Source organism: Rathayibacter sp. AY2B3 (assembly GCF_002931755.1).
GTDB lineage: Bacteria > Actinomycetota > Actinomycetes > Actinomycetales > Microbacteriaceae > Rathayibacter.
The window spans coordinates 198,482-219,752 of sequence record NZ_PSUG01000001.1; the positions used below are offsets into that span (position 1 = coordinate 198,482).

Sequence of the window (21,271 nt, forward strand, 5' to 3'; positions counted from 1 at the left end):
CGTCGCGCGGATGCCTGGAACGAGACTATGTATTCGCTCGCTATCTGCACAAAAGCATGTGGCAACCGTTACACAGCGGTAACCGGGAGGTGGAATCCTTGCGTCGTTCTGCACGAAACGTGCGCACAGGGCGGCCACCGCGCAACACATCGACTTCAGAGGAGACGCACGAAGTGTCCACCGACCTGTCAGGATCCGCGGTCTCGCCGCGCCGGATCCGCGTCGAGATCCTGCTGGTCCTCGGGCTCTCGCTGGGCGCCTCCGCGGTCTACTCGGTGGTCTCGATCGCCAACCGGCTCACCCGCTCGACCGCCCTGGCCGACCAGACCGCGACGATCAACGGCGCCCTCAGCGACCGCCCGGGCTTCGACCTCGTGTACCAGCTGCTCGCGCTCTTCTTCGATCTCGTGCCGGTCGCCCTCTGCGCGTTCCTGCTCTGGCAGAGCACGGGCCGGCCGCTCGGGCGGCTGGGACTCGACCTGCGACGGCCCCTGGCGGACCTGGGGACCGGGACGATCCTGGCGGTGGCGATCGGCGCGCCGGGCATCGCCCTCTACGCCGTCGGCCGCGCGCTGGGGATCACCGTGGCGGTAGTGGCCTCCCCGCTCGACGCGTACTGGTGGACGGTGCCGGTGCTCGTGCTGTCCGCGATCCGCGCGGGGGTGCAGGAGGAGGTCGTCGTGATCGGCTACCTCTACGCGCGGCTCGGCGACCTGGGCTGGGGCCGGTGGCGGATCCTCGTGACCAGCGCACTGCTGCGGGGCAGCTACCACCTGTACCAGGGCATCGGGCCCTTCATCGGGAACGTGGTCATGGGAGTGGTGTTCGGGCTGTTCTACCAGCGCTTCGGCCGGACGCTGCCGCTCGTGATCGCCCACTCGATCATCGACATCGTCTCGTTCGTCGGCTACCCGCTCGCCGTCGCCCTCTGGCCCGAGCTGTTCGCGCCGCCGTCCCCGCAGACGTGACCTCGGACTGTTCGCAACCGAGGTCAGGAGGCACAGGCGCGCCCCTCGCGGCCCGTGGCGCCGATCCCACCTCGATCACGGACGGTCTGCAGGCCGGAGAGCCGACCAGAGGTGCTCGCGACGTCGGACGAGACCACGGATGACCGCCTCGGTCCGGTCCCAGGAGCCGATGATCTGACGAGTCGCCGGAGGCAGAGGTAGCCCTGCGCCGCGAGCTCGAGGCTGCGCCTGTAGTCCTCCTCCAGCTGGTGCGAACCGGAGTGGAAAGCGCGCCCGTCCGGCTCGAGCACGAGTCGGTCTCCGAGGACGACGTCGACCCGCCCGACCCGCGGGACATCGACCTGCGACCGCACGCGGACGCGCAGTCGGCGTCTGCACCGGCGGACCCTCGTCTCGAGTCCGGACTGCGCACGCGGCTCGATCTCGTCGAACACCCATCGCTTCCCGGCCGGGGCGAGAGCGCGAAGCCCGAGGAGATCGTCGAGATCGACGGTTCCGAAGTTCACGGCGCTGTCGAACGTCATCAGCGCGTCCTCCCCGTCGACGCACGCGAGCAGGTGCAGCAGAGAGGAGCGGAGTCCGTCGAGGGAGGAGGTCTCGTGCCCGCACCCCTCCCACCGGCGCCAGTGGAGCCGGACGCCGTTGCCCCCTCGACGCTCGGAGGCGTGTGGCGGGCCGGCGACGTGCAGCTGCTCCGACTCGAGGACCCAGAGGCCGCGGGAGGAGAGCGCGGAGGCGCACGTGAGCACGCCACCCGCAGCGACGGCGCGGCGCTGGGCGGACGGAACGGCCGGAAGGGCGTACCACCCGCGCCTAAGCCGCAGGACCGCGCCGCGCTCGACGGCGGCCCTCAGCTGCCGCGGCGTGACGCCCGCACGTCGGAGCTGCTCGCTCGTCGCGACTCCGTCGAGCCCTGCCAGCACCTGCACCACGCGTTCCACACGGTCAGGCTCCCTCGCGCATCGGAGTCGCCGTGCGCCGTTCCCGCCGGATCGGGATAACGGCGCCCCGCTGCGCGCCTGTGAGGGACCGACGGTGTCCGCAACCGAGGGTGCGAGAGCCGAGGACGGGCTCCAGGCTCCGTTCCTGCTCTCTCACCCTCGGTCGCGACGAGCGCGTGCGGGCGGATCAGGCGAAGGCCTCGATGGGCGGGCAGGCGCAGACGAGGTTGCGGTCGCCGTAGGCCTGGTCGATCCGGCGGACCGGCGGCCAGTACTTGCCGCGCACCAGCGAGCGGACCGGGTAGACGGCCTCCTCGCGGCTGTAGGGGTGCGTCCACTCCTCGGCCGTCAGGCACTCGGCCGTGTGCGGGGCACCGCGCAGCGGGTTGTCGTCCACCGGCCACTCCCCCGCGCCGACCCGGTCGGCCTCCCGCTTGACCCCGATCATCGCGTCGATGAAGCGGTCGATCTCGGCGAGGTCCTCGCTCTCCGTCGGCTCGACCATCAGGGTCCCGGCGACGGGGAAGCTCATGGTCGGCGCGTGGAAGCCGTAGTCGACGAGGCGCTTGGCGACGTCGTCCACGGTCACTCCGGTCGCCGCGGTCAGCGGGCGGATGTCGAGGATGCACTCGTGCGCGACGAGCCCGTTGTCCCCCGTGTAGAGCACCGGGTAGTGCTCGCGCAGGCGCGCGGCGACGTAGTTGGCCGAGAGGACGGCCGCCCCGGTCGCGGCCCGCAGGCCCTCCTCGCCCATCATCCGGGCGTACGCCCACGAGATCGGCAGGATGCCGGGGCTGCCGTAGGGCGCCGCCGACACCGGCGCGCCGCCGTGGACGATCCGCTCGCCCTTCGTGCCCACGCCGTGCTCGAGCCGCTGCGCGAGCGGGTGGCCGGGCAGGAACGGCGCGAGGTGCGCCTTCGCGGCGACGGGCCCGACGCCGGGACCGCCTCCGCCGTGCGGGATGCAGAACGTCTTGTGCAGGTTGAGGTGCGAGACGTCGCCGCCGAAGTCGCCGAAGCGGGCGAAGCCGAGGAGCGCGTTGAGGTTCGCGCCGTCCACGTACACCTGTCCGCCGGCCTCGTGGACGAGGCGGCAGATCTCGGCGACCTCGTGCTCGTAGACGCCGTGGGTCGACGGGTAGGTGATCATCAGCGCGGCGAGGGAGCCCGCGTGCTCGGCGATCTTCGCCCGGAGGTCGTCCAGGTCGACGTTGCCGAGCTCGTCGCAGGCCACGACGACGACGCGCATGCCGGCGAGGACCGCGCTCGCGGCGTTGGTGCCGTGTGCGCTCGAGGGGATCAGGCAGACCGTGCGGTCCTCGTCGCCGTTGGAGCGGTGCCAGCCGCGGATCGCCAGCAGGCCCGCGAGCTCGCCCTGCGAGCCGGCGTTGGGCTGGAGCGACACGGAGTCGTAGCCGGTGAGGTGGGCGAGCCACCCCTCCAGCTGGTCGATCAGCGCCAGCGATCCCTGCACGTCCGCCTCGGGGGCGAACGGGTGCAGATCCGCGAACTCGGGCCAGCTGACCGCCTCCATCTCGGTGGCGGCGTTGAGCTTCATGGTGCAGGAGCCGAGCGGGATCATGCCGCGGTCGAGCGCGTAGTCCGAGTCGGCGAGGCGCTTGAGGTAGCGCATCATCGAGGTCTCGCTGTGGTGGCTGCTGAAGACCGGATGCACGAGGAAGGGCGTGCGGCGGTCGAGCTCGGCGGGGATGCTCCGCGCGGAGCCGCCGAGGAAGCCGAACGACGAGTCCAGCTGCCCGACGGCGGTCGCGACGGCGATCACCTCGAGGTCGGTGACCGTCTCGTCGATCGAGACCGAGACCGTGTCGGCGTCGACCAGGCGCACGTCGAAGCCGGCCTCGCGGGCGCGGGCGACCGCCGCCTCCGCGCCGCCGGGCACGACGACCGAGACGGTGTCGAAGAAGTCGGCGTGCCGGAGGGAGTGGCCCCGGTCGAGGAGGAGGCGCGCGAGGAGCGCGGCCCGGCCGTGCACGCGCTCGGCGATCGCGGCGAGCCCGTCCGGCCCGTGGTAGACCGCGTACATCGCGGCCATGACGGCCAGCAGGACCTGGGCGGTGCAGATGTTCGAGGTCGCCTTCTCGCGGCGGATGTGCTGCTCGCGGGCCTGGAGGGACAGGCGGTAGGCGGGGTGGCCGTCCGCGTCCTGGCTGACGCCGACGAGGCGGCCGGGAAGCTGGCGCTCGAGTCCCTTGCGGACGGCGAGGTAGCCGGCGTGCGGTCCCCCGAAGCCCAGCGGGATGCCGAAGCGCTGCGTGGTGCCGACCGCGACGTCCGCGCCGAGCTCGCCCGGCGAGCGCACCAGGGTCAGCGCGAGCAGGTCGGCGGCGACGACCGCCAGCCCGCCGTGGGCCTTCACCGCGGCGAGCACGGCGGACGGGTCCCAGAGGTGCCCGGATGCGCCGGGGTACTGCACGAGGGCGCCGAAGCACTCCGGCACCTCCTCCGCGGCGGTGCGCGAGAGCGGGAGCTCGACGATGCGGATGCCGACGGCCTCCGCGCGGCCGCGGAGCAGCGCGAGGGTCTGCGGGAGGGCGTCGGAGTCGACGACGAAGACGTCGGTGCGCGCCTTCGAGGCGCGGCGGGTGAGCAGCATCGCCTCGACGACGGCGGTGCCCTCGTCCAGCATCGATGCGCCGGCCGTGTCGAGGCCGGTGAGGTCGGAGACCATCGTCTGGAAGTTGATCAGCGCCTCCAGGCGTCCCTGCGAGATCTCGGGCTGGTACGGCGTGTAGGCCGTGTACCAGCTGGGGTTCTCGAGCACGTTGCGCGTGATCACGGCGGGGGTGTGCGTGCCGTAGTAGCCGAGGCCGATCATCGGCCGTCGCACCGTGTTGCGCGCGGCGAGGGCGCGCAGCTCGGCGAGCGCCTCGGTCTCGGTGGCCGGAGCGGGCAGCACCCGCGGGAGGTCGCGGACCTGGATCGACTCGGGGACGGCGGCGGTGACGAGCTCCTCGACGGAGTCGTAGCCGAGAGCCGCGAGCATGGTGCGCTGCGCGTCGGCGTCGGTCCCGATGTGGCGGGACTCGAAGGCGCCGGGGGTCCTGGTGGCCGGCATCTACTCGCCGACCAGCTCGGTGTAGGCGGCGGCGTCGAGGAGGCCGTCGGGCAGGGCGTCGAAGCGGACCCGGATCAGCCACCCCTCGCCGAACGGGTCGGAGTTCACGAGCTCGGGGCTGTCGACGACGGCGGTGTTGGCCTCGAGGACCTCGCCGTCGACGGGGGCGAACAGCTCGCCCACCGACTTCGTCGACTCGATCTCGCCGACGACGCTGCCGCCCTCGACGCGGGCTCCCGCCTCGGGGAGCTCGACGAACACGACGTCGCCCAGCTTGTCGGCGGCATAGGCGGTGATGCCGACGGTCGCGACCTCACCGTCGACCCGGATCCACTCGTGGTCGGAGGTGTACTGCAGCTCGGTGGGCACGGCCATGTCAGTTCTTCTTTCTCGAGTAGAAGGGGAGCTCGGTGACGGTCATCGGGAGGCGCGTGCCGCGGATGTCGACGGCGAGCGCCGTCCCGGGCTGTGCGGAGGCGGGGGCGACGTAGGCCATCGCAATCGGAACGCCCAGGGTCGGCGAGAGGACGCCGCTGGTGACCACTCCCACCTCGTCGTCGCCGGAGAGGACGAGGTAGTCGGCGCGGGCGGCGCGGCGGCCCTCGCCGACGAGCCCGACGAGCACGGGAGCGTCTCCGGAGGGACCCTCCTCGCTCGCCGCGCGGCCGACGAAGTCGATCGGCTTCCCGAGGGCGACGACGCGGCCGAGGCCGGCCTGCGCGGGGAAGACGTCGCGGGAGAGCTCGTGGCCGTAGAGCGGCATGCCCGCCTCGAGGCGGAGGGTGTCGCGCGCCGCGAGGCCGGCGGGGACGAGGCCCGCCCCGGCGCCGGTCTCGGCGAGCGCCTGCCAGAGCGCGGGAGCGGAGTCGGGCGAGACGTAGATCTCGAAGCCGTCCTCGCCCGTGTACCCGGTGCGCGCGATCAGGATCGGGTGCGCCTCGAAGGTGGCGGGCACGGCGCGGTAGTACCGCAGCTCCGCGAGCAGCCGCGCGGCGTCGTCCGTGTCGAGCACCGACTCCGCTCCCCGCTCGGTCTCGACGGCGAGGCCCTGGACGTTCTGCAGGATCTCGAGCGAGCGCGGGCCCTGCAGCGCGATCAGGGCGACGTCGTCGCTCTCGTCGAACAGCTCGCACTCGAACATCGCGGTGCGGTCGCGGAGCGTCTCGACGACGATGTGACGGTTGGCCGCGTTCGCGACGACCATGAAGCGGTCCTCGCCCGTGCGGTAGACGACGAGGTCGTCGATCACACCGCCCGTGCGCTCCAGGAGGAGGGTGTACTTCGCGCGGCCCGCGGCGACGGCCGAGATGTCGCTCGCCAGCGCGTAGTCGAGGGCGTCGACCGCCTCGGGCCCGACGACGAGGATCTCGGCCATGTGCGAGAGGTCGAAGAGGCCGGCGGCGGTGCGCACGGCGTGGTGCTCGGCGAGGTCGCCGGAGTACCGGGCCGGCATCTGCCACCCCGCGAAGTCGGTGAAGGACGCGCCGGCGGCCACGTGCACGTCGTGCAGGGGCGAGTAGCGGGCTTCGGGGGCCGTCGTCGGGGTCTCGGACATGAGTTCTCCATTTCGTCGCAGTGCTGGACTCGCGCCGCGTTCGCGGCAGAGCACAGCAGTGCCGTGGGAACTCCCCCTCTGTCGTGGAGCCTGAGAGATTCGCGCCGCCCCGAGGGGTCGTGCGCTTTCACCATGGGCGGATCCGAGCGGATCGCTTTCCAGAGTGGCCAATTCGACGCGGTACAGAGACCTGAGAGATTGGCGGGGAGGCTTGCTCCTTCGGTGCCGACCGGAGTCGGCTCTCCCGCGTCGCGTATTGCGGCCCGGTATTCGGTTGTGCGGTCAGCCTAGCGGCGGGGCGGACTCGTCGCGGCGTGTCGCTCCTTCCGCTAGGTGTTCGGGTGGCGGTGACACTAAGGTGGCTGCAGCACTTACAGTCGGTGCGACTCTTAGTAGGGAGCACTGGATGCCGGACGTGCAGCTCGCCGTGTCGACGGTGATCTTCGCGCTGCGGCCGCACCCGGAGACCGGAGCGAGCACCGTCTGGATCCCCGTCGTCCGGCGCATCCGCGACCCGTTCGAGGGACTCTGGGCGCTGCCCGGCGGACCGCTGCATCCGGACGAGGACCTCGCCGAGTCGGCCCGCCGCACTCTCCGCGAGACCACGGGCCTGGCTCCGCGCTACCTCGAGCAGCTCTACGCCGTCGGCGGCACCGACCGCTCCCCCGGCGAGGACCGCGTCGTGTCGATCGTCTACTGGGCGCTCGTGCGCTCCGCCGAGGCCGACGAGGCCATCGTGGGAGAGAACGTCGCCTGGCTCTGCACCGATCTGCCGCTCGAGCTCGCCTTCGACCACGGCCTGATCGTCGACTACGCCCTCTGGCGCCTGCGCAACAAGATGGAGTACTCCCGCATCGCGCAGGCCTTCCTCGGCGGCGCCTTCACCCTGTCCCAGCTGCGGGAGGTCCACGAGGCCGTCCTGCAGAAGCCCCTCGACCCGGCCAACTTCCGCCGGACGATCGAGAGCTCCGGCACCGTGGTGCCCACCGGGGAGCGCCTGACGGGCACCCGCCACCGTCCCCCGCGCCTCTACCGCTACGACGAGTCGGCGGCGCTCGTCGACAACGGCCCGCTGCCCGTCTGAGCGCGCCGCCCGACTCCCCCACCCGCCTCACGAGGAGAACACCGTGACATCCGTCGACAGCACCATCCGGCTCATCGAGGGCGGCTCCGCGCCCGGCGCCACCTGCGCGCCCGAGCTCGCGGAGGCCCCCTGGTCGTTCGACCTCGGCCTGCCCGCGTACGGGCCCGGCGCCTCCCAGGCCGACCCGATCCCGGCCGACGCCCCGGTCCAGGGCCGTCTGCCGGAGGAGTACACCACGGCGAGCGCCGACGAGCTGCACCACCGCATCCTCGCGGCCAAGGAGACCCTCGGCGAGCGGGTCGTGGTGCTCGGCCACTTCTACCAGCGGGACGAGGTGGTGCAGTACGCCGACTACGTGGGCGACTCGTTCCAGCTGGCGAAGGCGGCGACGAGCCGGCCGGACGCCGAGGCGATCGTCTTCTGCGGCGTGCACTTCATGGCGGAGACCGCCGACATCCTCTCCGGACCGGAGCAGGCCGTGATCCTGCCGAACCTGGCGGCCGGCTGCTCGATGGCCGACATGGCCGACATCGACTCGGTGGAGGACGCGTGGGCCGAGCTCATCGAGCTCTACGGCACCGAGCCGGACGCCGACGGCCGCGTGCCGCTCGTCCCGGTCACGTACATGAACTCCTCCGCCGCGCTGAAGGCGTTCTGCGGACGCAACGGCGGCGTGGTCTGCACCTCCTCGAACGCGGCGACCGTGCTCGAGGACGCGTTCGCGCGCGGGCAGCGGGTGCTCTTCTTCCCCGATCAGCACCTCGGCCGCAACACCGCGAAGGCGATGGGCGTGCCGCTCGAGCGGATGCCGATGTGGAACCCGCGGAAGCCGCAGGGCGGCTCCGACACCGCGACGCTCCTGGACGCGCAGGTGATCCTCTGGCACGGCTTCTGCTCGGTGCACAAGCGCTTCACGACGGCCCAGATCGCGAAGGCGCGCGCCGAGCACCCGGGCGTGCGCGTGATCGTGCACCCGGAGTGCCCGATGGCGGTCGTCGACGCGGCCGACGAGTACGGCTCGACCGACTACATCGTGAAGGCGATCCAGGCGGCGCCCGCGGGATCGACCTTCGCGATCGGCACCGAGATCAACCTGGTGCAGCGCCTCGCCGTCCAGTACCCGCAGCACACGATCTTCTGCCTCGACGACGTGGTCTGCCCGTGCTCGACCATGTACCGCATCCACCCCGGCTACCTCGCCTGGGTGCTCGAGGGCCTGGTGGCGGGGACGGTGCTCAACCGCATCGAGGTCGCGGAGTCGGTGCAGGCCGAGGCGCGCATCGCCCTCGAGCGGATGCTCGCGGCCGTTCCGCCCGCCGGGCCGGCGGGGGTCTGACATGGCGCGGGTCGTCGTCGTCGGCAGCGGTGTCGCCGGGCTGGTCGCCGCGCTGACGGCCGAGCGCCGCCACGAGGTGCTGCTCGTCACCAAGGGCGCGCTCGCGGAGTCGTCGACGCTCGCCGCGCAGGGCGGGATCGCCGCGGTCACGGCGCCGGGCGACTCGGTGGCGCTGCACGTGGAGGACACGCTGTCCGCGGGCGCGGGCCTCGCCGTGCGCTCGGCGGTCGAGGTGCTCTGCGCCGAGGGGCCGGAGGCGGTCGCGGCGCTGCAGGAGTGGGGCGTCGGCTTCGACCACGAGGGCGGCGAGCTGGCACGGGGACTCGAGGGCGCCCACTCGCGTCCCCGGATCCTGCACGCCGGCGGTGACGCGACGGGCGCCGCGATCGAGGCCGCGCTCGTGGCGGCGGTGCGGGCCTCCTCCGTCGAGGTGCGCGAGCACGTCGCCCTGGTCGACCTGGTGAGGGAGGGCGGCTCGGTCACGGGCGCCGACGTCCTGCACGACGGCGTGCTCGAGCGCCTGGCGGCCGACGCGGTCGTGCTGGCCACCGGAGGCGCCGGGCAGCTGTACCGGTACACCACCAATCCGTCCGTCGCGACCGGGGACGGGCTCGCTGCGGCCCTGCGGGCGGGAGCGGAGACGGCGGATCTGGAGTTCTACCAGTTCCACCCGACCACACTCGCGCTGCCGGGCGGCTTCCTCGTCTCGGAGGCGGTGCGCGGCGAGGGCGCGGTGCTGCGGGACGCCGCGGGCGAGCGGTTCCTGACCGGCGTGCACCCCGAGGCCGAGCTGGCGCCGCGCGACGTCGTGGCGCGCGCGATCGCGGAGCGGATGCGGCTGCAGGGCGGACTGCCCGTGCACCTGGACGCCCGGGCGATCGACCCCGAGGTGCTGGCGCGGAGGTTCCCGACGATCTCGGCGGTGTGCCGCGAGAACGGGCTCTCGCTCGCCGACGACCTGCTGCCCGTGACTCCGGCCGCGCACTACTGGATGGGCGGGATCGCGACCGACCTGGACGGGCGCACGAGTCTTCCCGGACTGCTCGCGGTGGGCGAGGTCGCCTGCACCGGCGTCCACGGCGCGAACCGCCTCGCCTCCAACAGCCTGCTCGAGGGCGTCGTGTTCGCGCGCCGCGCGGCGCTCGCTCTCGACTCCCTCCCGTGGAGCGGCGGACCGGTCGCCCCTCCCCGCGCCGTCCTGCCGATGACGCTCGACCGCACCGCTCTGCAGGACGCGATGTGGGCGGGCGCCGGCCTCTCCCGGGACGCGGCGGGGCTCACGGCGGCGCGCGACGCGCTCGTCGCCTCCGCTTCTCCCGCTCCGCTCGGACTGCGGACGCTCGAGGACGCGAACCTGCGCACCTGCGCCCTCGCTCTGATCGACGCCGCGCTCGCGCGCACGCACTCCGTCGGCGCCCACCACCGCACCGACTCCCCCGACTCCGCGACGGCGAGCGCCGCCGCCCCCATCAGAGAGGCGGCCCTTCCGTGCTGACCCGCCAGAGCATCGACCGCGTCGTCACCCTCGCCCTCGAGGAGGACGCGCCCTGGGGAGACCTGACCTCCGACACCCTCCTCCCCGCGGACGCCACCGCGAGCGCCGCCCTGGTCGCCCGCGAGCCGGGCGTCTTCAGCGGCGGCGCCGTCCTGGTCGGCACGATGCGGCAGGTCGACTCCCGGATCCGCTGCTCGGTTCTCGTGGAGGACGGCGCTGTCTTCGAGGCCGGGCAGACCCTCGCCCGGATCGAGGGCCCCGCGGGCGGCGTGCTCCGCGGCGAGCGGGTCGCGCTCAACCTCGTGCAGCGGATGAGCGGCATCGCCACCCTGACGGCGCAGTACGTCGCCGCGGTGGCGGGGACCCGGGCCCGCATCGTCGACACCCGCAAGACCACGCCGGGCCTGCGCGCGCTCGAGAGGCACGCCGTGCGCAGCGGCGGCGGCCGCAACCACCGCTTCTCGCTCTCGGACGCGGTGCTGGCGAAGGACAACCACCTCGCGGTGCTCGCCGCGCGCGGGATCGACCTGACCGCGGCCCTGCGGGCGGCGCGCGCCACGATCCCCCACACGGCGCACCTCGAGGTCGAGGTCGACCGGCTCGACCAGATCGAGCCCGCGCTGGCGGGAGGCGCGGACACGATCATGCTCGACAACTTCACCCCCGAGCTGCTCCGGCAGGGCGTCGCCCTCATCGGCGGGCGGGCCGTGGTCGAGGCGAGCGGCGGCGTCGACCTCTCGACCGTGCGCGCGATCGCGGAGGCGGGGGTCGACGTGATCTCCGTCGGGGCGCTCACCCACAGCGTCCGCTCGCTCGACCTCGGCCTGGACATCGCGGTCGAGTGATCTACCTCGACCACGCCGCGACCTCGCCCGTGCGCCGCGAGGTGCTGGAGGCCATGTGGCCGTTCCTCACCGCGGAGTACGGCAACCCGTCGAGCAGCCACGCGCTCGGCGACGCCGCGGCGCGCGCGCTGGAGGCGGCCCGCGCTCAGGTGGCGCGCTTCCTCGGCGGCCGCGCCTCCGAGACGCTCTTCACCTCCGGCGGCACGGAGTCGATCAACACGGCGGTCAAGGGCCTCGCGCTGGGGGCGCCGCGCGGACGGCACCTGGTGATCTCGGCGCTCGAGCACGAGGCGACCGTGGAGTCGGCCGACCACCTCCGTCGCCTGCACGGCTTCGAGGTGTCGAGGGCCCCCGTCGACGCGACGGGCCTGCTCGACCTCGACGCGCTCGCCGCGCTGATCCGGCCGGACACCGCGCTGGTCTCGGTGCTCGCGGCGAGCAACGAGATCGGGACGGTGCAGGACGTGCCGGCGATCGCGTCGCTCTGCCGGTCGCGGGGCGTGCCGCTGCACGTGGACGCCGTCCAGGCCGCCGGCTGGCTGGACGTCGCGGGCTGGGGCGCCGACGCCGTCTCCGTCTCGGGCCACAAGCTCGGGGCGCCGAAGGGCGTGGGGGCGCTGCTGCTGCGCAGCCGGCTCCCGTTCGAGCCCCTGCTGCACGGCGGCGGCCAGGAGCGGGAGCGGCGCTCGGGCACCGAGAACGTGGCCTTCGCGGTCGCGCTCGGCACCGCGGTGCGCCTGCTCGACCCGGAGCGAGCGATGCGGGTCGGGGCGGTCCGGGACGCGTTCGCCGAGCGGGTCGCGGCTCTGGCGCCCCGGGCCGTGCCGCTGGGCTCCGCGGCGCACCGGCTCCCCTCGATCGCCGCGTACGCCGTCCCCGGGCGCAGCGGCGAGTCGACGCTCCTCGAGTTGGAGGAGCGCGGCGTCGTCGTCTCGAGCGGCTCGGCGTGCGCCGCCGGGCGCGACGAGCCCTCGCCCGCGCTGCTCGCCCTCGGTCTCGACCCCGACGTCGCCCGGACCGCCGTGCGGTTCAGCTTCGGCGACGGCGCCACGCTCGAGGAGGCCGAGACCGCGTCCTCCGCGCTCTCCGCGGTCCTCGCCTGAGACCTCTCGCAGCGGATCCCCGTCGATCGGGAATGTCCGGGGCGCCCGCCGCTGTTCTCCCTCCGTACCCCGCATCCGCGCCCGCGAGTCGAGCCGTCGATTCGCCCCTCACGCCGATCCCCCTCACGACCGGAGAACACCTGTGACCGAGCGCAGCACCCTTCCCGAGACGCGACGCGCCGCACCCGCCGCCGCCACGACCCTCGAGCCGCGCAGCCGCCTGGTCATCAGCCTCCTGCTGGTGTCGGCGTTCGTCGTGATCCTCAACGAGACGATCATGAGCGTGGCGCTGCCCGACCTCATGCGCGACTTCGACGTCGAGGCGCACGTGGGCCAGTGGCTCTCGACCGCCTTCATGCTCACGATGGCCGTCGTCATCCCGATCACGGGCTACCTGATCCAGCGGCTGCACACCCGCACGCTCTTCGCCGCCGCGATGATCCTCTTCAGCCTCGGCACGCTCACCGCCGCGCTCGCGCCGACGTTCGCCGTCCTGCTGGCGGCCCGCGTGGTGCAGGCCGGAGGCACGGCGATCATGATGCCGCTGCTGATGACGACCGTGATGACGCTGGTGCCGCCGGCGATCCGCGGCCGGATGATGGGCAACATCTCGATCGTCATCTCGGTGGCGCCGGCGGTCGGCCCGACGATCTCGGGCGTCATCCTCAACTTCCTCGGCTGGCGCTGGATGTTCTGGATCGTGCTCCCGATCGCGATCGGCGCGCTGCTCCTGGGCCTGCGCAAGGTCGAGAACGTCACCGAGCCGCGCTCCATCCCGATCGACTCGCTGTCGGTGGTCCTCTCGGTCTTCGGCTTCGGCGGCCTGGTCTACGGCCTGTCGAGCCTCGGCGAGGGCGGAGCCGCGGTCGTCGCGCCGTGGATCCCGTTCGTCGTCGCGGGCCTCGGCCTCGCGGGCTTCATCGCGCGCCAGCTCCTGCTGCAGCGCACCGACCGGGCCCTGCTGGACCTCCGGACCTTCTCCTCCGCCAACTTCACCATCGTCATCGCGATGATGGCGGTCAGCATGTCCGCGCTCTTCGGCACGCTGATCCTGCTGCCCCTCTACACGCAGAACGTGCTGGGCCTCACTCCGCTGGAGACCGGTCTGCTCCTGCTCCCCGGCGGCCTGCTGATGGGCCTGCTCGCGCCGTTCGTCGGCCGCGGGTACGACCGCTTCGGCCCGCGAGTGCTGCTCGTGCCCGGCTCGATCGTCGTCGCCGGCGCACTGTGGGGGTACACCCTGCTCGCGGCGGACTCGTCGCCCTGGTTCGTGCTCTCGCTGCACGTGACCCTCAGCCTGGGCCTCGCCTTCGTCTTCACGCCGCTGTTCACCGCCGGCCTCGGCTCGGTGCGCCCCGCGCTCTACTCGCACGGCAGCGCGATCATCGGCACCGTGCAGCAGCTGGGCGGCGCGGCCGGCACGGCGCTGTTCGTCACCGTCCTCTCGATCCGGTCGGCGGAGCTCGCGCAGGGCGGCGCCGACCAGGCCGCCTCCTACGCCGGCGGCATCCACTCCGCGTTCCTGTGGGGCGCGTCGATCGCGACCGTCGCGATCGTGGCCGCGTTCTTCGTCCGCCGCCCTGCGGAGTCGGACGCACCGCTCCCGATGGCGCACTGAGCCGGTCGGGCCGACCCCGCCTGTTCACCTCCGCGTCACCCCGCCTCCCTACGGTGTCGCCCCGGCCGCCGCGCAGACGGATCGCGCGGCCGGGACGGAGACGACAGTGACCGAGACCGCCGGACCCCAGGACGTGCTCGACGCCGGAGCCGCTACCCCTCCGGCGCGCACGCTGGTCGACGTCCTCCGCGACACCGCGGAGCGCCACCCGGACGCCTCCGCCCTGGAGGACCCGGCCGGAGCGCTCAGCTACCGGGAGCTGCTCGCCCGCACGGTGCAGCTCGCGGGCGAGCTCACCGCCGCCGGCGTCCGACGGGGCGACCGCGTCGGGATCCGCATGCCCAGCGGCTCCCGCGAGCTCTACCTCGCGATCCTGGCCGTCCTCGCCGCGGGCGCCGCCTACGTCCCGGTCGACGCGGACGATCCCGAGGAGCGGGCGCGCCTCGTCTTCGGCGAGGCCGCCGTCCGCGGCGTGATCACCGGCTCCGGCCGCTTCGAGCGCACCGGCGGTGACGAGCCGGCCGCGCGCCTGTTCACCGCGAGCGCGCCGCACCCGAGCACGGCGTCGATCCCGCTTCTGCAGCCGCCCTCGCTCGAGGACGACGCCTGGATCATCTTCACCTCCGGGTCCACCGGAACGCCCAAGGGCGTGGCGGTCAGCCACCGCTCCGCCGCCGCGTTCGTCGACGCCGAGGCGCGCCTGTTCCTCCAGGCGGAGCCGCTCGGCCCCGGGGACCGCGTGCTGGCCGGTCTCTCCGTCGCCTTCGACGCGTCCTGCGAGGAGATGTGGCTCGCCTGGCGGCACGGCGCCTGCCTCGTCCCGGCTCCCCGCTCGCTGGTCCGCAGCGGCATGGACCTCGGCCCGTGGCTGACCACGCACGGCATCACGGTGGTCTCGACGGTGCCGACGCTCGCCGCGCTCTGGCCTGCGGAGTCGCTCGAGAACGTCCGCCTGCTGATCTTCGGCGGCGAGGCGTGCCCTCCGGAGCTCGGCGACCGCCTGGCGGTCGAGGGTCGCGAGGTCTGGAACACGTACGGGCCGACCGAGGCGACCGTCGTCGCCTGCGCCGCGCCGCTCGGCGGCCCGCCCCCGGTGCGCATCGGCCTGCCCCTCGACGGCTGGCGGCTCGCGGTCGTCGACGCGGAGGGGCGGCGGGTCGGCGAGGGCGAGGTCGGCGAGCTGGTCATCGGCGGAGTCGGGCTCGCGCGCTACCTCGACCCGGTCAAGGACGCCGAGAAGTACGCTCCCGCGCCGCTCCTGGGCTGGGAGCGGGCCTACCGCTCCGGCGACCTGGTGCGCTTCGAGAGTGCCGGCCTGGTCTTCCAGGGGCGCGCGGACGACCAGGTGAAGCTCGGCGGACGGCGCATCGAGCTCGGCGAGGTCGAGGCCGCGCTGCAGGCGCTCCCCGGAGTCTCGGGGGCAGCGGCCGCGGTCCGCACCACGGCGGCCGGCAACCAGGTCCTCGTCGGCTACCTGGCCCTCGCCGGCGGGCGGGAGCTCGACCGGGACGCGGCGCTCGCCCGCCTGCGCGAGGAGCTGCCCGCGTCCCTCGTGCCGCTGCTGGCGGTGGTCGAGGAGCTGCCGACCCGCGTCTCCGGCAAGGTCGACCGTGCCGCCCTCCCCTGGCCGCTCGCCGTGGGCACGACCGAGGACGCCTCCCTCGACCCCGAGGAGGCGTGGCTCGCCGCCCTCTGGCGCGACGTGCTCGGCGTGCCGGTCGACGAGCGCGCGAACTTCTTCGACCTCGGCGGCGGCTCCCTCGCCGCCGCGCAGCTCGTGGCGCGCATCCGCGAGCGCGACCCGGAGTTCACCGTCGCCGACGTCTACGCCCACCCGCGCCTGGCGGCGATGGCCGCCGAGATCCAGGGCCGCTCGACCGAGGCCCCGGAGGCGTCCGCGCACCGGATCGCTCCGGTCCCGCTCCGGATGCGCGTGCTGCAGACCCTCCTCGGCGCGCCGCTGCTCGTGCTCGGCAGCGCCCGCTGGGTCACCGCGATCCTCACCGCCACCGCGGTGCTCGATCTGGTGCCCGGCTTCGGGTGGCTGCCCACCGCGCCGCTCGCGGCCCTGATCCCCGCGTTCGCGCTCTTCCTCACGCCGTTCGGGCGGATGGGGCTCACCGTCCTCGCCGCGCGCACCCTGCTGCGCGGGATCCGCGCCGGAGACCACCCGCGCGGCGGCCGCGTGCACCTGCGGCTCTGGCTGGCCGAGCAGATCGCGTTCCAGCTCAAGGCCGTGAGCCTGGCGGGCGCCCCCTGGGTCGCCTACTACGCCCGCGCGCTCGGCGCCCGGATCGCCGACGACGTCGATCTCCACTCCCTCCCTCCCCTGACCGGGATGCTGACGCTCGGGCGCGGCGCGGCGATCGAGCCCGAGGTCGACCTCTCCGGCTACTGGATCGACGGCGACGTGCTGCGCGTCGGCGCCGTCCGGATCGGCGCCGGCAGCACCGTGGGCGCGCGCAGCACGCTCCTCCCCGGCGCCCGGATCGGCAAGCACGCGCAGATCGAGCCGGGATCCGCCGTCTTCGGACGGGTGCCGGCCGGGCAGCGCTGGGGCGGCTCCCCCGCCCAGCGGCTCGGCAGGGCGAACGCCGGATTCCCCGCGGAGCGCCCGGCGCGCCGCCCGGGCTGGGTCTGGGCGTACGGAGCGTCCGCGGTCGGCCTCGCGGCGGTCCCGGTCCTCGCCCTCGCGGCCGGGCTCGCCGTCGTGGCCGCCGCCGTGCAGGGCTCCGCCGGCCTCGGCGCCGCGCTCGGGCCCGCTCTGGCCGCGCTCGTGCCCGCCGTCGCCGTCTCCGGAGTCGTCCTCGCCGCCCTCGTCGTCGTCCTGGTGCGCCTGCTCGGCCGGGGCGTCGAGCCCGGCACCCACCCCGTGCGCGGGCGGATCGGCTGGCAGGTCTGGTCGACGGAGCGGCTGCTCGACTCCGCGCGGGTCCTGCTCTTCCCGCTCTACTCGGGCCTGTTCACCCCGGTCTGGCTGCGGCTCCTCGGCGCGAAGGTCGGGCGCGACGTCGAGGCCTCGACGGTGCTGCTCCTGCCCGCCATGACGACCATCCGCGACGGCGCGTTCCTCGCCGACGACACCCTCGTCGCCTCCTACGCGCTCGGCGGCGGCTGGATGCGGCTCGCCCGCGCCGAGATCGGTGAGCGCGCGTTCCTCGGCAACTCCGGCATGGCCGCGCCCGGGCACACCGTTCCCGCCGGCGGACTCGTCGCAGTCCTCTCCTCCGCGCCCCGGAAGTCGAAGGCGGGCTCGTCGTGGCTGGGCTCGCCGCCCGTGCGGCTGCGACGGACCGTCGTCGAGGCGGAGTCCGCGCGCACCTTCCGCCCGGCCCGCCGGCTCCGCGCGGCCCGCATCGCGTGGGAGCTCGGCCGCTTCGTCCCGGTGGTCGTCTCGGTCGCGATCGGCCTCGGCGTGGTCGCGGGACTGCTGGCGCTGATCCAGACGCTCGGGGCGGTGCTCGCCGCGCTCGTCGGAGGCGTCGTGCTGCTGGCCGCCGGGGCGGTCGCCGCGGCCGTCTCCACCGCCGCGAAGTGGGTGCTGATCCAGCGCGTCGAACCGAGCGAGCAGCCGCTGTGGTCCTCGTTCGTCTGGCGGAGCGAGTTGGCCGACACGTTCACCGAGATGGTCGCCGCGCCGTGGTTCGCCCATGCCGCCGCGGGCACTCCGGCGCTGGTGTGGTGGCTGCGGAGCCTCGGCGCCCGGATCGGACGCGGCGTCTGGTGCGAGAGCTACTGGCTCCCCGAGGCCGATCTGATCTCGCTCGGCGACGGAGCGACCGTGAACCGGGGCTGCGTCGTGCAGACGCACCTGTTCCATGATCGAATCATGAGCATGGATCTCGTGAGCCTCGACGCCGGCGCCACCCTGGGCCCGCACAGCGTGATCCTCCCCGCCGCGCGGATCGCCGAGCACGGGACGGTCGGCCCGGCCTCGCTGGTCATGCGCGGGGAGCTCGTGCCCGCGGGCAGCCGCTGGAGCGGCAACCCGATCGGCCCGTGGCGCGAAGTGCGCGTCGCCGACTACCACGCGCCCGTCGCGTGAGCCCCGCGCTGACCGGGCTCGAGACCGCCGGCGACCCCTACGTCCCCGGCATCGGGAACACCGGATACCGCGTCGAGTCCTACGACCTCGACCTCGACTACCGCGTCGCCTCGAACCGCCTGGTCGGCCGGGCCGTGCTGAGGATCGTCGCGCTGCAGCCGCTCCGGCGGTTCTCGCTCGACCTCTCCCGGCTCCGCGTGGCCCGGGTCCGGATCGACGGGCGCCGCGTCCGCCACGAGCAGGCGCCGCACAAGCTGAGGGTGACCCCGGCCGAGCCGCTGGCCGCCGGCGAGAGCGTCGAGGTCGAGATCGAGTACAGCGGACACCCGGCGCCCCGCGCCAGCCACTGGGGCGAGCTCGGCTGGGAGGAGCTGGAGGACGGGGTGCTCGTCGCCTCGCAGCCCTCCGGCTCCTCCACCTGGTTCCCCTGCAACGACGACGTCGCCGAGAAGGCCCCGTACCGCCTCCGCGTCACCGCCGAGGAGGGCTACGCCGTGCTCGCGAACGGGGTGCTCGTCGACTCGAGCGCCCGCTCGGGCCGCCGCACCTGGCTCTACGAGCAGCGCGAGCCCAGCGCCGCCTACCTCGCCTCGGTGCAGATCGGCCGCTACGCGATCGAGGAGCGCGTGCTCGCCGGAGTCGCGGTGACCCTCGCCCGCCCCGCCGCCCTGGCCGCACGGGTCGCGCACGACTTCGCTCCGCTCGAGCGCATGCTCGCCCTGTTCACGCGGCTGTTCGGGCCCTACCCCTTCGCCCGCTACTGCGTCGTCGTCACGGCGGACGAGCTGGAGATCCCGCTCGAGGCGCAGGCGATGGCGGTGTTCGGCGCCAACCACGCCGACGGCCGCGGCGGCTCGGAGCGCCTGATCGCTCACGAGCTCGCGCACCAGTGGTTCGGCAACAGCGTGGGCATCGCCCGGTGGCGCCACATCTGGCTCAACGAGGGGTTCGCCTGCTACGCGGAGTGGCTGTGGTCGGAGGACTCGGGCCGCGCCACCGCCGACGCCTGCGCCCGCCGCCACCACGCGGTGCTGCGGGGTGCGGCGCAGGATCTCGTGCTCGCCGATCCGGGGCCGGTCGCGCTCTTCGACGACCGGGTCTACAAGCGCGGCGCGCTCACCCTGCACGCGCTGCGGCTCACCGTCGGCGATGAGCCCTTCCGCCGACTGCTGCGGGAGTGGACGTCCCGCTACGCCTCCGCCGCCGTCACCGACGAGGAGTTCCGCGAGCTCTGCACCGAGATCCTCGGCGAGGGAGTGGACGACCTGCTCGACGCGTGGCTCCTCGACGAGGAGCTGCCGCCGCTACCGCCCGGGCGCTGACACCAGCGAGTCCGCGAGCGCGTCGCCGTGCTCGCGCCGCCAGCCGATGATGGGCCCGGCGCCCGTGTCCCCCATCGGCCCGAGGGCGACGCTGACCCGCAGCGCGGGGTCCAGCTGCGGCTCGGCCAGCCGGAAGCGGACGCCGTCGATCCGCGCCTCCGCCGCGTGGTGCGACTCGTGCACGTGCACCCGGCGCGGGTCGAGCTCGAGCCCGCGGCCGTCCGCCTTCAGCGCGGCCTCGATCCGGGTCCAGTGCAGGACGGGGTCGGCGGGGCGCATCCCGCCGGTGGCGAAGGGCGCCCCCGCGATGCGCGTGATCCGCTCCCCGCGCTCAGGCGTGCCCAGCGTCGGCTCCACGTCGATGCCGACCGCACCGGCGCTGCTGGCCGCGACGACGACGGCGCCGGCGCAGTGCGCGATGCTCACCGACAGCAGCTCCAGCGCGGTCCCTCGTCCCTCCAGCCGTGGCCGGCCGTGCGCGCCCCCGCAGCGCGGGCAGCAGGCGACGACCCGGACCTCCGACGCACGCGTGCCCGTGAGCTCGGCCGCGAGCATCCGGAGCAGCACCCGCCCGAAGACGAAGCGCTCGGCCGCCGCCGCGGCGACCGTGCCGGCGTAGCGCTCGCGCTCCTCGTCGCTCAGCAGCGGAAGCAGCCGCTCGGCGTCCAGCGTCTGCTCGTCCAGCGCCAGCCAGCGCAGGTGCACCCCCGGCAGCTCCGCGCCGATCCCCGACTCCCCCATGTCCGTCCCCCCGGTCAGCTCGTCGCGGCGTGCTCGCCGCGCTCGTACACGTCGGCGGCCGATCCGACGATCAGCGGGTCAGGACCCAGCGGGCCCACGACCTCCTCGTCGCGTCCGTCGTAGTCGTAGAGGCTCAGCACGTAGCGCATGGCCTCGAGCCGGGCGCGCTTCTTGTCGTTGCTCTTCACGATGGTCCAGGGGGCGTCGGCGGTGTCGGTCGCCGCCATCATCGCCTCCTTGGCCGCGGTGTAGTCGCCCCACTTGTCGAGGGAGGCGAGGTCCATCGGCGAGAGCTTCCACTGGCGCACGGGGTCGATCATGCGGATCGTGAACCGGGTGCGCTGCTCCTCCGCCGAGACGGAGAACCACAGCTTCACCAGGTCGATGCCGTCGCCGACGAGCATCCGCTCGAACAGCGGCGTCTGCCGGATGAACTCGTCGTACTGGGCCGGCGTGCAGAAGCCCATCACGCGCTCCACGCCGGCGCGGTTGTACCAGGAGCGGTCGAAGAGGACGATCTCGCCGGCGGCCGGCAGGTGCGAGACGTAGCGCTGGAAGTACCACTGGCCCGCTTCGCGCTCGGTCGGCTTCTCGAGCGCGACGACGCGGGCTCCCCGCGGGTTGAGGTGCTCGGTGAAGCGCTTGATGGTGCCGCCCTTGCCCGCGGCGTCGCGCCCCTCGAACACGACCACGAGTCGGCGCCCGTGCTTCTTGATCCAGTTCTGCAGCTTCAGCAGCTCGATCTGGAGGAGGCGCTTGCCCGCCTCGTACTCCTCGCGCGACATCCGCTCGTCGTAGGGGTAGCCCTCGCGCCAGGTGTCGACCTGCGTGCCGTCGCGGTGCAGGAGCACCGGGTCGTCGTCGTCCTCGTCCAGCACGACGAGGTCCCGCGCATCGGCGGGTGTGAGCGTGCGGAGCAGCTCGGGAGTGGGACGGAGGGCGTCATCGGCGGTGTCGGGCACGGAGGGACGCTAGTGCGGCCGTGCGACGCTCCGGTGAACGGCGGGTATCCCCGCGTCTGCGGGGAGGTCGGTCGGACGGGCCGCCACGCCGATCGCGGTCCCGGCCGCCGGGTGCGCAGGCTGATCACGACGGCTGTCCGCAACCGAGGCTGCAGTGCTCGATCCGGGGCGTTTTCGCGA

General features: G+C 73.9%; 15 protein-coding genes and 1 riboswitch. Of the genes, 9 read left to right on the plus strand and 6 right to left on the minus strand.

What is annotated here, in order from left to right; genetic code table 11:
* Positions 1-173 precede the first annotated feature (173 nt).
* The gene (locus C5C24_RS00890; RefSeq protein ID WP_258064997.1) at positions 174-968 is read left to right on the plus strand and encodes a CPBP family intramembrane glutamic endopeptidase; all 795 of its coding nucleotides are present in this window, start codon (positions 174-176) and stop codon (positions 966-968) included.
* 23 nt (positions 969-991) lie between these two features.
* Here the strand turns inward: C5C24_RS00890 and C5C24_RS00895 are convergent, their stop codons facing one another.
* From C5C24_RS00895 to gcvT, 4 genes are all read right to left on the minus strand, one after another.
* Positions 992-1,909 carry a type IV toxin-antitoxin system AbiEi family antitoxin domain-containing protein gene (locus tag C5C24_RS00895; protein WP_104304060.1) on the minus strand — a complete coding sequence of 306 codons (918 nt, stop codon included), beginning with the start codon at positions 1,907-1,909 and terminating at the stop codon, positions 992-994.
* A gap of 187 nt (positions 1,910-2,096) precedes the next feature.
* Entirely contained in the window at positions 2,097-4,985 is a 2,889-nt protein-coding gene (gene gcvP / locus C5C24_RS00900) for an aminomethyl-transferring glycine dehydrogenase (protein WP_104304061.1), read from the minus strand.
* A complete protein-coding gene (gcvH, locus tag C5C24_RS00905) occupies positions 4,986-5,360 on the minus strand; it encodes a glycine cleavage system protein GcvH (RefSeq protein WP_104277220.1) in 375 nt (124 codons plus the stop codon).
* A gap of 1 nt (position 5,361) precedes the next feature.
* Positions 5,362-6,540: a glycine cleavage system aminomethyltransferase GcvT gene (gene gcvT, locus C5C24_RS00910; RefSeq protein WP_104304062.1), complete on the minus strand. Its 1,179-nt coding sequence runs from the start codon at positions 6,538-6,540 to the stop codon at positions 5,362-5,364.
* Positions 6,541-6,708: 168 nt separating this feature from the next.
* Positions 6,709-6,797: riboswitch (glycine riboswitch) on the minus strand.
* Positions 6,798-6,946: 149 nt separating this feature from the next.
* Here gcvT and C5C24_RS00915 point away from each other — a divergent pair.
* The 8 genes from C5C24_RS00915 to C5C24_RS00950 all read left to right on the plus strand — a co-directional run bounded on the left by C5C24_RS00915 (position 6,947) and on the right by C5C24_RS00950 (position 19,388).
* Positions 6,947-7,624 (plus strand): NUDIX domain-containing protein, encoded by a 678-nt coding sequence (locus C5C24_RS00915; protein WP_104277218.1) that lies wholly within the window; start codon positions 6,947-6,949, stop codon positions 7,622-7,624.
* Positions 7,625-7,667: 43 nt separating this feature from the next.
* Positions 7,668-8,960 carry a quinolinate synthase NadA gene (nadA, locus tag C5C24_RS00920; RefSeq protein ID WP_104280885.1) on the plus strand — a complete coding sequence of 431 codons (1,293 nt, stop codon included), beginning with the start codon at positions 7,668-7,670 and terminating at the stop codon, positions 8,958-8,960.
* 1 nt (position 8,961) lies between these two features.
* On the plus strand, positions 8,962-10,455 hold the full coding sequence (gene nadB, locus C5C24_RS00925; RefSeq protein WP_104304063.1) for an L-aspartate oxidase: 1,494 nt from the start codon (positions 8,962-8,964) through the stop codon (positions 10,453-10,455).
* A complete protein-coding gene (gene nadC / locus C5C24_RS00930) occupies positions 10,449-11,300 on the plus strand; it encodes a carboxylating nicotinate-nucleotide diphosphorylase (protein ID WP_104304064.1) in 852 nt (283 codons plus the stop codon). The genes nadB and nadC overlap by 7 nt, the downstream gene beginning before the upstream one ends.
* Positions 11,297-12,403, plus strand: a complete 1,107-nt coding sequence (locus C5C24_RS00935; protein WP_104304065.1) for a cysteine desulfurase family protein — start codon at positions 11,297-11,299, stop codon at positions 12,401-12,403. Before nadC ends, C5C24_RS00935 begins: the two co-directional genes overlap by 4 nt.
* A 142-nt stretch (positions 12,404-12,545) precedes the next feature.
* Positions 12,546-14,021, plus strand: a complete 1,476-nt coding sequence (locus C5C24_RS00940; protein ID WP_104277213.1) for a DHA2 family efflux MFS transporter permease subunit — start codon at positions 12,546-12,548, stop codon at positions 14,019-14,021.
* Positions 14,022-14,127: 106 nt separating this feature from the next.
* Positions 14,128-18,066, plus strand: coding sequence for a Pls/PosA family non-ribosomal peptide synthetase (locus C5C24_RS00945; protein WP_104304066.1), 3,939 nt, complete (start codon positions 14,128-14,130; stop codon positions 18,064-18,066).
* The gene (locus C5C24_RS00950; protein WP_181135449.1) at positions 18,063-19,388 is read left to right on the plus strand and encodes a M1 family metallopeptidase; all 1,326 of its coding nucleotides are present in this window, start codon (positions 18,063-18,065) and stop codon (positions 19,386-19,388) included. Before C5C24_RS00945 ends, C5C24_RS00950 begins: the two co-directional genes overlap by 4 nt.
* Here C5C24_RS00950 and C5C24_RS00955 read toward each other — a convergent pair.
* A complete protein-coding gene (locus C5C24_RS00955) occupies positions 19,371-20,129 on the minus strand; it encodes a 4'-phosphopantetheinyl transferase superfamily protein (RefSeq protein WP_104304067.1) in 759 nt (252 codons plus the stop codon). The two genes, C5C24_RS00950 and C5C24_RS00955, sit on opposite strands and share 18 nt — an antisense overlap.
* A 14-nt stretch (positions 20,130-20,143) precedes the next feature.
* Positions 20,144-21,004, minus strand: coding sequence for a polyphosphate kinase 2 (gene ppk2 / locus C5C24_RS00960; RefSeq protein WP_258065001.1), 861 nt, complete (start codon positions 21,002-21,004; stop codon positions 20,144-20,146).
* Between the last annotated feature and the right edge of the window lie 267 nt (positions 21,005-21,271).